This window comes from Pseudomonas sp. LBUM1652 (genome assembly GCF_059716105.1).
Map to the genome: position 1 here is coordinate 237273 of NZ_CP166804.1, position 12420 is coordinate 249692.

Here is a 12420-nt window from a genome sequence, read left to right on the forward strand (position 1 = left end):
TTTGCGCTTTCAACGCGCGGCGCAACGCCATAAGCAATTTCACGATGTCCTGCGGATCCAGTCGCTGCGGCACTTTTACGTCCATGTTCTCTTCCTTGTAATGATTCGGCCGGGGGAGTCTGGCCAAAAGCTGTTCGTCCTTGGAGGGCTTTCATGAAAAAAAGATCCTTCCTACAGCGAAAGGAAAAATAGCCTTCTTATTCCTTCCCGGCAAACCCACAGGATAGTTTTTTGGGTGATATCAATATGCTTTAACGGTATTTAAATTCTCGTTTTTATACCTATAAAGTCGCTTCCTGCTGGGCAGTTATCCGCTGTCCATGGACTGCACCACCGTCGCTTACCGAGCGGCGTACAGGACGTTTCATGACCTTCGATTACGCTTTTATGCTCAGCACCCTGCCGGCGTTTCTCAAAGCCGTGGGCGTGACGCTGCAGGTCGGTTTGATCGCCATTGGCACCTCGCTGCTGGTGGCGCTGCTCAATGCGACGATTCTGGTGTTCCGCACGCCTTACTTGCAGCGCGCCGTCGGCCTGTATGTGGAGCTGGCGCGCAACACGCCGTTGCTGATCCAGTTGTTCTTCGTTTATTTCGCCTTGCCGGCGCTGGGGATCAAAGTCTCCGGCTTCACCGCCGCGATCATCACCATGACCTTCCTCGGTGGCGCCTATCTCACCGAAGTGCTGCGTGCGGGCGTCGATGCGGTGCCGCAGGCGCAACTGGAATCGGGCCGCTCCATCGGCCTGTCCCACGGCCAGTTGTTGCGCTACGTGATCCTGCCGCAAGCGGGGATCCTCAGCCTGCCGTCGCTGTTCGCCAATTTCATTTTCCTGCTGAAGGAAACCACCGTGGTCTCGGCGGTGGCGGTGCCGGAAATCCTCTACACCACCAAGAGCTATATCGCGCTCTACTACAAAACCTACGAAATGCTCGCCGTGCTGACGCTGATTTGCGTGCTGCTGTTTTTGCCGCTGTCGCTGTTGCTCAGCCGCCTGGAAAGGAGGCTCCAGCATGGCCAGTTCGGGTCTTGAATTGCTCTGGGTGTCGTTGCCGCAACTGGCAAAAGGCGCCGGGCAAACCTTGTCGATCTCTTTATTGAGTATCGCTATCAGCACCGTTGGCGGTGTGCTCTACGGCGTATTGCGCACACTCAATGTGACGTGGCTGAACGCGATTCTGCGGGTGTATCTGGAGCTGTTCCGGGCGATTCCGGTGCTGGTCTGGCTGTACTTGCTGTTTTTTGGTCTGCCGATTTTCTTTGGCGTGAGCCTGCCGAGCTTCTGGTGCGCGGTGCTGGTGTTGTCGCTGTGGGGCGCCAGCGAAGTGGGTGAAGTGGCGCGCGGCGCATTGCATTCATTGCCGCGCGGGCAGCGTGAGGCGGGGTTGTCGATTGGCTTGAGCGCCCCGCAGCTCTTCGGTTACGTGCTGCTGCCGCAAGCGCTGAAACGCATGACGCCGCCGACCATCAACGTCTACACGCGAATCATCAAGACCAGTTCGCTGGCGGTGCTGATCGGCGTGGTCGACGTGATCAAGGTCGGCCAGCAGATCATCGAGCGCACCTACGAATCGGTGCTGATCTACGGCGCGCTGTTCCTGTTTTTCTTTTTCATCTGCTACCCGCTCTCGGCTGCCTCGCGCGTGCTGGAGCGGCGCTGGACGCAAGCATGAGTGCATTGATCGAGTTTCACGGTTTCAACAAATTCTACGGCGAGCAACAGGTGCTCAGCGGCGTCGACCTGCACGTGCAGTCAGGCGAAGTGATCGTCATCCTCGGCCCCAGCGGTTGCGGCAAAAGCACTTTGCTGCGTTGCCTCAACGGTCTGGAAAGCGCTCACAGCGGCAGCCTGAAATTTGCCGGGCGCGAACTGCTGGACAAGACCACCGACTGGCGCGAAGTGCGTCAGCAGATCGGCATGGTGTTCCAGAGTTATCACCTGTTCCCGCACATGAGTGTGCTCGACAACGTGCTGCTCGGCCCGCTCAAAGTGCAGAAGCGTCAGCGCCGCGAAGCGCAGCAACAAGCCGAAGCCTTGCTTGATCGCGTCGGTCTGGCGGACAAGCGTGATGCTTATCCAAGACAGCTCTCCGGTGGCCAGCAACAACGCATCGCCATCATCCGTTCGCTGTGCATGAACCCACGGGTGATGCTCTTCGACGAGGTCACCGCCGCCCTCGATCCAGAGATGGTCAAGGAAGTGCTGCAAGTGATTCAGGGCCTGGCCCGCGAGGGCATGACCCTGTTGATCGTCACCCATGAAATGGCCTTCGCCCGCGCGGTGGCCGATCGCATCGTGTTCATGGATGCCGGGCGCATCCTTGAACAGACCCCGCCCGAGATTTTCTTTACGAACCCGCAAACCGCACGCGCGCAGCAGTTTCTGGAGAAGTTCTCCTTCGTTGCAACACTGCCAAAAACGAATCCGACAAAGGAACTGGAACTGCTATGAAAACTGCCGCTTTTTTACTGCCTCTCCTCAGCCTCGCATTGCTCGCCGGCTGCAATAAAACCGAAGAACCGCCAAAGCCCAAAGTCGCCAGCGAAAGCACCGCGCCGGCCGGTTATCTGGACAAGATCAAAGCCCGCGACAAACTGATCGTCGGCGTGTTCACCGACAAGCCGCCGTTCGGCTTCGTCGATGAGGCCGGGCGTTATGTGGGTTTTGATACCGACATCGGCCGCCGATTTGCCAAGGATCTGCTCGGCGACGAGAACAAGGTCGAGTTCGTCGCGGTGGAACCGGCCAGCCGCATTCCCTTCCTGCAAAGCGACAAGGTCGACCTGATCCTCGCCAACATGACCGTGACGCCGGAGCGCAAGGAAGCGGTGGAATTCACCAATCCGAACCTCAAGGTGGCGGTGCAGGCACTGGTGCCGCAGAACAGCTCAGTGAAAAACCTCGATGACCTGGCGACTCGCACCACCATCGTTACCACGGGTACGACGGCGGATATCTGGCTGACCAAGAATCACCCGGACTGGAAGCTGCTGAAGTTCGAGAAAAACTCCGAGTCGCTGCAAGCCCTGGCCAATGGCCGTGGCGACGCCTATGCGCAGGACAATCTGGTGCTGTTCAGCTGGGCCAAGCAGAACCCCGGCTATCGCGTGCTGGAGGAAAAGCTCGGGGCCGAAGCGCCGATTGCGCCGGCGGTGAAGAAGGGCAACATCGAGTTGCGTGACTGGGTGAATACCGAATTGGCCAAACTGGGTGAAGAGAAATATCTGCTCAAGCTGTACGACCAATATGTGCGTAAAGAATTGAGTGATGACACCAAGCCTGAGAGCGTGATTGTTGAGGGTGGGAAGTGGCAGGGGTGAGTGCCTGGTAGATCGGCGGTGAGACTTTCCCCTCACCCCAGCCCTCTCCCGGAGGGAGAGGGGGCCGACCGAGTTGTCTTGCGTCGAACATCGACCTGAAATACCGAGTCGATTATGGATCCGGTACAGCATGATCAGGTCGGCGTATCTCTGAAGCATCCCCCAATCAGTCCCCTCTCCCCCCGGGAGAGGGTTAGGGTGAGGGGCTTTTGGCCGGACGCCTCACTCAGTCAGGCCAATTCCACGCCGGCTCATCCAGCACCCGCTGGCCGACAATCCCGGTCTGCCCCAGCGTTTTCTCCAGCACAATGCAATTGCACTCCGGGTCTTCCTGCAACGCCGAAATCAAGCGACGAGCATGGGACACCACCCACACCTGACACTCCTGCGAGGCGCGAATGATCAACCGCGCCAATGCCGGTAACAGATCCGGGTGCAGACTGGTTTCCGGTTCGTTCAGCACCATCAGCGACGGCGGTCGTGGCGTCAGCAGTGCGGCGATCAGCAGCAGATAGCGCAACGTGCCATCCGACAGCTCTGCCGCCGAAAGCGGTCGCAGCAAACCTTCCTGATAAAACTCGATGGCAAAGCGTCCGCCGGATTGCGGTTCGATGCGCAGTCGTGCGCCCGGGAACGCATCGCTGATCGCCGTATGCAACGCTTCGGGGTCACCGATTTCAATGATGGTTTGCAACGCTGCCGCCAGATCTCGCCCATCGTGATGCAACACTGGTGTGCGCGTGCCCAGTTGCGGCTGGCGCACCGGGGCGTCGGCGTCGCTGCGAAAATGATCGTAGAAGCGCCAGCGGCGGATGAATTCGCGCATCTGGAACACTTCCGGTGAGCTGCGCAAGCTGCCGACCTGATCGAACAGGCTGTCGAAGTTCGGCGTGTGTTGCGCCAGCACATCCCATTTGCGCTCGGCGCGAGCGCGGATCATCGGCCCGTCGCGATCCACCAGCAGGCTGGCCGGGCGATAGAGCGGCCCGGCCCAGATGCATTCGCGTTTGACTTGCGGATCAAGGCTGAAAAGCGAGGGTATCGGCTGTGCGTGCTCGGGCAACATGAAATGGCCGTTGGAGTCGGGCAACCCCAGGCTGATCGAATAACTGAAATCCTCCCCGGCAAACCCCAGGCGCAAACGCTTCACGCCCTGGCGCACCGTCGGCTCGATCGCCACCTCTCCGTTGCGCATGCGTCGACTGATGGTTTCCGGACCGGCCCAGAAGGTCGAGTCCAGCCCGCCCTCACGAGCGAGCGCATTGACCACGCCGCCCTGTGCGGTCTCCGCCAACAGACGCAAGGCCCGATAGAGGTTGGACTTGCCGCTGCCGTTGGGGCCGGTGATCAGGTTCAGTCGGCCCAACGGGATTACCAATTTATTGATCGAGCGGTAATTGGCCACCGCGAGGGTCTTGAGCATGAAAATCCTTCTCTTTAATGTCGTGTTCCCCAAGGCGAACGTTGAACCCTGTTCTAAGCTCACAGTCGTATCGTCACTTGCACGTTCGTACAAAGGAAGGAGTCTGCATGGCGAGTCCCGGATTGAAAACAGTGGTCATGCTGGGCCTGTTCACTTTGCTCGCCGCCTGTGGCGAGGAAAAAGCCCCGCAGGAGTACCTGCCACGGGTCTTTGTGCAAGAGGTCAAGCCCGCGGATTACGCGGCTGCCGTGACTCTCACCGGTGACGTGCAGGCCCGCGTGCAGACTGAATTGTCGTTCCGCGTTGGCGGCAAGATCATTCAGCGCATGGTCGATGTCGGTGACCGTGTCACGGCCAGGCAAGTGCTGGCCAAACTCGATCCCAAGGATTTGCAGACCAACGTCGACTCGGCTCAAGCTCAAGTCGTCGCCGAACAGGCGCGGGTCAAGCAGACTGCGGCGGCATTCGTGCGCCAGCAAAAACTGTTGCCCAAGGGTTACACCAGCCAGAGCGAATACGATTCCGCCCAGGCGGCGTTGCGCAGTAGCCAAAGCGCATTGAGCGCCGCTCAGGCGCAACTGGCCAACGCCAAGGATCAGCTCAGCTACACCTCGCTGATTGCCGATGCCCCAGGGATCATCACCGAGCGTCAGGCCGAGGTCGGCCAAGTGGTGCAGGCCACCGCACCGATTTTCAGTCTGGCCCGTGACGGCGACCGTGATGCGGTGTTCAACGTGTACGAATCGCTGCTGGCCGAGCGGCCGTCAGATCGCTCGATTGTGGTCAGCCTGCTCGACAACCCCAACATCAAAACCACCGGCACCGTGCGCGAAATCACCCCAGCGGTGTCTGCGCAGTCCGGTACCGTGCAAGTCAAAGTCACCCTCGACAAACTGCCGCCGGGCATGCAGCTCGGTTCGGTGGTCAGCGCCACGGCCAAAGGCAGCGGCAAATCGGCGGTCGAGTTGCCATGGTCGGCGCTGACCAAAAACGTCAGCGACCCCGCCGTGTGGATGGTCGACGATCAGGGCCTGGCGCAATTGCACACGGTCACGGTCGGGCGCTATCTGACCGGCAAAGTCATCATCAGCGAAGGCCTCAAGGGCGGCGAGAAAGTCGTCGTCGCCGGCGGGCAGTTGTTGCACCCGGGCATTAAAGTCGAGATCGCCGAAAACACTTATAAAGATCTGCAACCGGGAGCACAGCCATGAGGCGTCTGGGGCTGTTGTCCGTGGCTGTGTTGTTGGCCGCCTGCTCGAAAAACGAACCGCCGCCGGAGCCGGTGCGGCCGGTGCTGTCGATCAAGGTCCAGGCGCTGAACGAGGAAACCCTCGGCCGTTTCGCCGGCAGCATTCAGGCGCGCTACGAGAGCAACACCGGTTTCCGTGTCGGCGGGCGCATCGCCAGCCGCAACGTCGACGTCGGTGCCGAAGTCGAGAAGGGCACGCTGCTCGCCACGCTCGACCCCTCCGACCAACAGAACCAGTTGCGCTCTGCCCAAGGCGATCTGGCCAGGGTTCAGGCGCAACTGATCAATGCACAGGCCAACGCCCGGCGTCAGCAAGCGCTGTTTGATCGCGGGGTTGGCGCGCAGGCGCAACTGGACATCGCCACCACTGATTTGAAAACCACCCAGGCCTCGCTGGAGCAGGCGCGGGCGGCGGTCAACCAGAGCAAGGATCAACTCGACTACACCCAGTTGCGTTCCGACCACAAAGCCGTGGTCACCGCGTGGAACGCCGAAGCCGGGCAAGTGGTCACTGCCGGCCAGCAAGTAGTGACGCTGGCGCAACCGGACATCAAGGAAGCCGTGATCGATCTGCCGGACACCCTCGTCGATCAGATCCCCAGCGACGTGGTGTTTCTGGTGGCCGCGCAACTCGATCCGAGCATTAACACCACAGCGACCATCCGCGAAATCGAACCGCAGGCGCAAAGTGCGACGCGTACCCGTCGCGCCCGTTTGACCCTGGCCGACACGCCGCCCGGGTTCCGTCTCGGCACGGCGATCAGCGTGACCCTCAGTTCGGCGATCAAGCCGCGCATCGAATTGCCCGCCACGGCGATACAGGAGGTCGACGGTAAAACGCGGATCTGGGTAGTCGATACCCAAAACAAAACCGTCAACCCGCGCGACGTCAGCGTGATCAGCCGCACCGATGGCACTGTGGTGCTGGCCGGCGGTGTGAAGAACGGCGAGCAGGTCGTCAGCGCCGGCGTGAACAGCCTCAAACCCGGACAATCAGTGAAACTTGACGAGGACAGTCAATGAAAGGCTCTTTCAACCTCTCCGAATGGGCCCTCAAGCATCAGTCGTTCGTCTGGTATCTGATGTTCGTTGCACTGCTGATGGGGGTGTTTTCTTACTTCAATCTGGGCCGTGAAGAAGATCCGTCGTTCACCATCAAGACCATGGTGATCCAGAGCAAATGGCCGGGTGCGACCCAGGAAGAGACCCTCAAGCAGATCACCGACCGCATCGAGAAAAAACTCGAAGAACTGGATTCGCTCGACTACGTGAAAAGCTACACGCGCCCCGGCGAATCGACGGTGTATGTGTACCTGCGCGACACCACCAGCGCCAAGGACATCCCGCAAATCTGGTATCAGGTGCGCAAGAAGATCGACGACATTCGCGGGCAGTTTCCCAAGGGCATTCAAGGGCCGGGATTCAATGACGAGTTCGGTGACGTCTACGGCTCGGTGTACGCGTTTACCGCCGACGGCCTGACCATGCGCCAGTTGCGCGATTACGTGGAACAGGCGCGCGCCGAGATCCGCAATGTGCCGGGGCTGGGCAAGATCGAGATGGTCGGCCAGCAGGACGAAGTGATTTACCTGAACTTCTCCACGCGCAAACTGGCGGCGCTGGGCATCGATCAGCGCCAAGTGGTGCAGAGCCTGCAATCGCAGAACGCGGTGACACCCGCCGGGGTGATCGAGGCCGGGCCAGAGCGGATTTCCGTGCGCACGTCGGGGCAGTTCGCCTCGGAGAAGGATCTGGCCGAGGTCAATCTCAAGCTCAATGACCGCTTCTATCGTCTGGCCGACATTGCCGATATCAGTCGCGGTTACGTCGATCCGGCGACTCCGGAGTTCCGCTTCGATGGCAAACCGGCGATCGGTCTGGCGATTGCCATGCAGAAGGGCGGCAACGTCCAGGAGTTCGGTAAAGCGCTGCACGCGCGCATCGATCAACTCACCGCCGACTTGCCGGTAGGCGTTGGTGTACACACGGTTTCCGATCAGGCCGTGGTGGTGGAAGAGGCCGTCGGCGGCTTCACCAGCGCCTTGTTCGAGGCGGTGATTATCGTGTTGGTGGTGAGCTTCATCAGCCTCGGCGTGCGTGCCGGGCTGGTGGTGGCGTGTTCGATTCCGCTGGTGCTGGCGATGGTGTTTGTGTTCATGGAATACAGCGGCATTACCATGCAGCGGATTTCCCTTGGCGCATTGATCATCGCCCTCGGCCTGTTGGTCGACGACGCGATGATCACCGTGGAGATGATGGTCACACGTCTGGAAATGGGCGAAACCCGGGAGCAGGCGGCGACGTTCGCCTACACCTCAACGGCGTTCCCGATGCTCACCGGTACGCTGGTGACGGTCGCCGGTTTTGTGCCCATCGGCCTCAACGCCAGTTCGGCGGGTGAATACACGTTCACGCTGTTTGCGGTCATCGCCGTGGCGATGTTGGTGTCGTGGGTGGTGGCGGTGTTCTTTGCGCCGGTGATCGGTGTGCACATTCTCAGCGCCAACGTGAAACCCCATGCGGCCGAGCCCGGGCGCGTCGGTCGTGCGTTCAACCATGGTCTGTTGTGGTCGATGCGCAACCGCTGGTGGGCGATTGGCATTACGGTCGTGTGCTTTGTGCTGGCGGTGTTTTGCATGCGCTTTGTACAGAACCAGTTTTTCCCGTCCTCGGATCGCCCGGAAATTCTGGTCGACCTGAACCTGCCGCAAAACGCTTCCATCGACGAAACCCGCAAGGCCGTCGACAAGCTGGAGGAAACCCTCAAGGGTGATCCGGACATCGTGCGCTGGAGCACTTACATCGGCCAGGGTGCGATCCGTTTCTACCTGCCGCTCGATCAACAATTACAGAACCCGTACTACGCGCAACTGGTCATCGTCAGCAAAGACTTCGAGGCCCGCGAAGCCCTGAGCCAGCGTCTGCGTGAGCGTTTGCACAAGGACTTCGTCGGTATCGGCAGTTACGTGCAGGCGTTGGAAATGGGGCCGCCCGTGGGTCGCCCGATCCAGTACCGGGTCAGCGGCAAGGACATCGATCAGGTGCGTAAACACGCCATCGATCTGGCCACCGAACTGGACAAGAACCCGCACATCGGCGAGATCATTTACGACTGGAACGAGCCGGGCAAAGTCCTGCGCATCGACATCGCCCAGGACAAGGCGCGCCAGTTCGGGCTGTCGTCCGAAGACGTGGCGAACCTGATGAACAGCATCGTCAGCGGCTCGCCGTTGACCCAGGTCGATGACGATATCTACCTGATCAACGTGGTCGGTCGCGCCGTGGATTCCGAGCGCGGTACGCCGGAAACCCTGCAGAACCTGCAAATCGTCACGCCGGGCGGCACGTCGATTCCGCTGCTGGCGTTCGCCACCGTGCGTTATGAACTGGAGCAGCCGCTGGTGTGGCGTCGCGACCGTTTGCCGACCATCACCATCAAGGCGTCGGTGCGCGACGAGATTCAGCCGACCGACCTGGTGAAACTGCTCAAACCGGCGATCGATGCCTTCGCCGAAAAACTGCCGGTCGGCTACAAAGTCGCCACTGGCGGTACGGTCGAGGAGAGCGGCAAGGCTCAGGGGCCGATTGCCAAGGTGCTGCCATTGATGCTGTTTTTGATGGCGACCTTCCTGATGATCCAGTTGCACAGCGTGCAGAAGATGTTTCTGGTGGCGAGTGTCGCGCCGCTGGGGCTGATCGGCGTGGTGCTGGCGCTGGTGCCGACCGGCACGCCCATGGGCTTCGTGGCGATCCTCGGGATTCTGGCGCTGATCGGCATCATCATCCGCAACTCGGTGATCCTCGTGACGCAGATCGATGAGTTCGAGAAGAAGGGGCTGGCGCCGTGGGACGCGGTGGTGGAAGCCACTGAACATCGACGCCGGCCGATTCTGCTGACGGCAGCGGCGGCCAGCATGGGCATGATCCCGATTGCCCGGGAAGTGTTCTGGGGGCCGATGGCTTACGCGATGATTGGCGGGATCGTGATTGCGACGCTGCTGACGCTGCTGTTTCTGCCGGCGCTGTACGTGGCCTGGTACAAGATTCGCGAGCCGAAGAAGGACTCAACCTCATCGAACCATTGATTGCTCTCGTTACACTTTGGGAACGGTCTGACTTACAACCCCTGTCGATTGCGTTACCGTCCTTCCTCCATTTGGAGGAGGGACGCCCGATGTCGACTGTCACTTGCTGGCTGCGCCAACTGCTGCTGATGGTCGGCCTGTGCCTGTCGCCCTCATCGGTGGCCGAAACGCTGCTGGAAAATTCGTTATGGCGGGTGCAGATCGATCCAGCGACCCTCGCGGTGCGTGTGACCCCGGCCGACAGCGCGGCCGTGCAGGCATCGACGGGTGTTGATGCGCACAAGGTCAGCCAGTTGCTCAGGCGCGGCAATCGCCTCGACTGGCAATGGGACGATGGCGCCTGGTCGCTCAGCGTTGAACTCGATCAGCGTGACCTGAGTTTCTCGATCACCGCCCGTGATCCCGCTGAACTGGAGTTCCTGCGCCAACCCGGCAGTGCGATGGGTAAAGGACTGATCTGGCCGCTCGCCGAAGGGCATTACGTGCCCCGAGGCGATCCGCTGTGGCAGGCGTTTCTGGTGGATCAGGACCAGTTCGACAGCACTCAGGATCTGAGCCTGCCGCTGTGGGGTGTCGAGCACGAGGGCTTCAGCCTTAGCTGGTTGCTGAGCAATCCCTACAACAACCAACTGCAGTTCAGCGCTGACGGCGACACGCTGGCGTTGGCGGCGCGGCATCAATTCACTTCACTCGCACCGTCGACGCCGCTGACCTTCAGCCTGTTTCTGGGCGACGCCGATCCGTTGGCCGGCGCCAAGCGCTATCGGCAATGGCTGATCGATAACGGCCGTTTCGAAACCCTGAGCAGCAAGCTCAAGAAAACCCCGCAGGCGCGCAAGTTGCTGGGCGCCAGTCATGTCTATCTGTGGGGCAATGATCTGCTGGGGCAAAAAGATGTGCGCAACTGGCCGGCGCTGCTCGGCAAATTACGTGGCCAAACCAGACTTGCCAGTGCGCTACGGGCCGGGATGGATCGTGAAGCGTTGCAGATGCTCGCCAGCGAAACCGTGCTCAATAGCTATCAGCAGACCGTGCTGTTGCGCGGGATCAACCGCGCGCTGGCCGCTCAGGCGCGCAAAACCTGGCAGGCTCGAGCGGTGCCGGACATGCAGGCATTGGTCAGCGGCTACGCAGCACTGCGCAGCCAATTGGCCACCGATTTCGCGGGTGTCTTGACTGTCGACTCCGAGCGTTGGGGCAGCAGCCTTTCGCTCGATACCATCGAACGCTTGCAGAACGCAGGACTGCCGCGCTTGTGGCTGGGACTCGGCGATGGATGGGAGGGCGGGCTGTGGCATCCGGAGGCGGTTCGCGCGGGCGTGGCGGCAGGGTATCTGATCGCGCCGTATGACTCTTACGAAACGGCGCTGAGCCGTGCCGAGAACCCGGACTGGACCACCGCGCACCTGGGCGACAAGGCCAATGTGGACTGCGCCATCGTGCTGGAAAGCGGCGTGGCGAAAACCGGCTTTCAGCAGTCCGGTCACTACACCGATCCGCGTTGCGTGCGTCCCTTACTTGAGAAGCGCATCAAAGCCATCAGCGCCGCCACCGGTTTCAACAGTTGGTTCCTCGATGCCTATGCGGCGGGCATGGTGTTCGACAGCTACCGGCCCGGCGCGACCATGACCCAGGCGCAAAACGCCGAGGGTAACGTTCAGGCCTCACGCTGGATCAACGAAACGCTGCAACTGCCCAGCGGTTCCGAAGACGGTAACGCGACGACGGCTCAAGGCGTGCTGTTCGCCCATGGCATGCAGACACCGGTGATCGGTTGGGGTGACGCCGATATGAGCAAGAACCCCGACTCCGAATACTTCACGGGCAAGTGGTATCCACCCGAGCAACCGGCGGTGTTCTTCAAACCCGTGTCGATCAAAGAATCGTACCGGCGTATTCACTTTGATCCAGCCAGCCGATTGCCGCTGTACCAGGCGGTGTTTCACGGTTCGGTCATCACCAGTCATCACTGGCTGTTCGACAGCCTGAAGCTGAGCAACGTGCGGGTGGAAAACGAACTCACGCAATTGCTCTACAACGTACCGCCGCTGTATCACCTGAGCGCGGCGACGCTGGCGCAACGCTTGCCACTGATTGCGCGTCAGGATGCGTTCTTCCGCCCGCTGCATGAGCGCCTGGCAACGCAGGCACTCACCGGTTTCCAATGGCTGAGCGAGGATCGACGGGTTCAGCAGACGTCCTTTGAGGACGGCACTCGACTGTTGGCCAACTTCGATAAAGCCGCGCGTGACGTGGATGGCCTAACCTTGCCGGGCGAAAGCATCACCGTGCTAACGCCGGACGATGCGGTCAGCCACTATCGGGTGCAGACCTTGCCCTGAC

The 12420-nt window shown here is 60.6% G+C and carries 9 protein-coding genes; 8 read left to right on the top strand and 1 reads right to left on the bottom strand.

Translation table 11 applies throughout. The features are described from left to right. Window positions 1-366: 366 nt before the first annotated feature. From ACA069_RS01045 to ACA069_RS01060, 4 genes are read left to right on the top strand one after another with little or no spacing between them, the layout of a single operon-like run. A complete protein-coding gene (locus ACA069_RS01045) occupies window positions 367-1032 on the top strand; it encodes an amino acid ABC transporter permease (protein ID WP_401264769.1) in 666 nt (221 codons plus the stop codon). Further along, a complete protein-coding gene (locus ACA069_RS01050) occupies window positions 1013-1672 on the top strand; it encodes an amino acid ABC transporter permease (protein WP_497615936.1) in 660 nt (219 codons plus the stop codon). The genes ACA069_RS01045 and ACA069_RS01050 overlap by 20 nt, the downstream gene beginning before the upstream one ends. Beyond that, entirely contained in the window at window positions 1669-2451 is a 783-nt protein-coding gene (locus ACA069_RS01055; RefSeq protein WP_401264774.1) for an amino acid ABC transporter ATP-binding protein, read from the top strand. Before ACA069_RS01050 ends, ACA069_RS01055 begins: the two co-directional genes overlap by 4 nt. Next, window positions 2448-3320: a transporter substrate-binding domain-containing protein gene (locus ACA069_RS01060; RefSeq protein ID WP_497615938.1), complete on the top strand. Its 873-nt coding sequence runs from the start codon at window positions 2448-2450 to the stop codon at window positions 3318-3320. Before ACA069_RS01055 ends, ACA069_RS01060 begins: the two co-directional genes overlap by 4 nt. Window positions 3321-3546: 226 nt before the next feature. Here the strand turns inward: ACA069_RS01060 and ACA069_RS01065 are convergent, their stop codons facing one another. Next, window positions 3547-4743: an AAA family ATPase gene (locus ACA069_RS01065; RefSeq protein ID WP_497615940.1), complete on the bottom strand. Its 1197-nt coding sequence runs from the start codon at window positions 4741-4743 to the stop codon at window positions 3547-3549. Between the two features lie 107 nt (window positions 4744-4850). Here ACA069_RS01065 and ACA069_RS01070 point away from each other — a divergent pair, with 107 nt between their 5' ends. From ACA069_RS01070 to ACA069_RS01085, 4 genes are all read left to right on the top strand, one after another. Then, window positions 4851-5954, top strand: coding sequence for an efflux RND transporter periplasmic adaptor subunit (locus ACA069_RS01070; protein ID WP_489879642.1), 1104 nt, complete (start codon window positions 4851-4853; stop codon window positions 5952-5954). Beyond that, window positions 5951-7015 (top strand): efflux RND transporter periplasmic adaptor subunit, encoded by a 1065-nt coding sequence (locus ACA069_RS01075; protein WP_497615942.1) that lies wholly within the window; start codon window positions 5951-5953, stop codon window positions 7013-7015. Before ACA069_RS01070 ends, ACA069_RS01075 begins: the two co-directional genes overlap by 4 nt. Further along, window positions 7012-10077: an efflux RND transporter permease subunit gene (locus ACA069_RS01080; protein ID WP_497615944.1), complete on the top strand. Its 3066-nt coding sequence runs from the start codon at window positions 7012-7014 to the stop codon at window positions 10075-10077. The genes ACA069_RS01075 and ACA069_RS01080 overlap by 4 nt, the downstream gene beginning before the upstream one ends. 89 nt (window positions 10078-10166) lie before the next feature. Further along, complete coding sequence (locus ACA069_RS01085) at window positions 10167-12419, top strand: glycoside hydrolase (protein ID WP_497615946.1); 2253 nt, start codon at window positions 10167-10169, stop codon at window positions 12417-12419. Window position 12420 lies beyond the last annotated feature (1 nt).

Bases quoted from the DNA above. Each gene is read 5' to 3' on its own strand.
- ACA069_RS01045 (WP_401264769.1), top strand. From the start codon at position 367: ATGACCTTCGATTACGCTTTTATGCTCAGCACCCTGCCGGCGTTTCTC.
- ACA069_RS01050 (WP_497615936.1), top strand. From the start codon at position 1,013: ATGGCCAGTTCGGGTCTTGAATTGCTCTGGGTGTCGTTGCCGCAACTG.
- ACA069_RS01055 (WP_401264774.1), top strand. From the start codon at position 1,669: ATGAGTGCATTGATCGAGTTTCACGGTTTCAACAAATTCTACGGCGAG.
- ACA069_RS01060 (WP_497615938.1), top strand. From the start codon at position 2,448: ATGAAAACTGCCGCTTTTTTACTGCCTCTCCTCAGCCTCGCATTGCTC.
- ACA069_RS01065 (WP_497615940.1), bottom strand. From the start codon at position 4,743: ATGCTCAAGACCCTCGCGGTGGCCAATTACCGCTCGATCAATAAATTG.
- ACA069_RS01070 (WP_489879642.1), top strand. From the start codon at position 4,851: ATGGCGAGTCCCGGATTGAAAACAGTGGTCATGCTGGGCCTGTTCACT.
- ACA069_RS01075 (WP_497615942.1), top strand. From the start codon at position 5,951: ATGAGGCGTCTGGGGCTGTTGTCCGTGGCTGTGTTGTTGGCCGCCTGC.
- ACA069_RS01080 (WP_497615944.1), top strand. From the start codon at position 7,012: ATGAAAGGCTCTTTCAACCTCTCCGAATGGGCCCTCAAGCATCAGTCG.
- ACA069_RS01085 (WP_497615946.1), top strand. From the start codon at position 10,167: ATGTCGACTGTCACTTGCTGGCTGCGCCAACTGCTGCTGATGGTCGGC.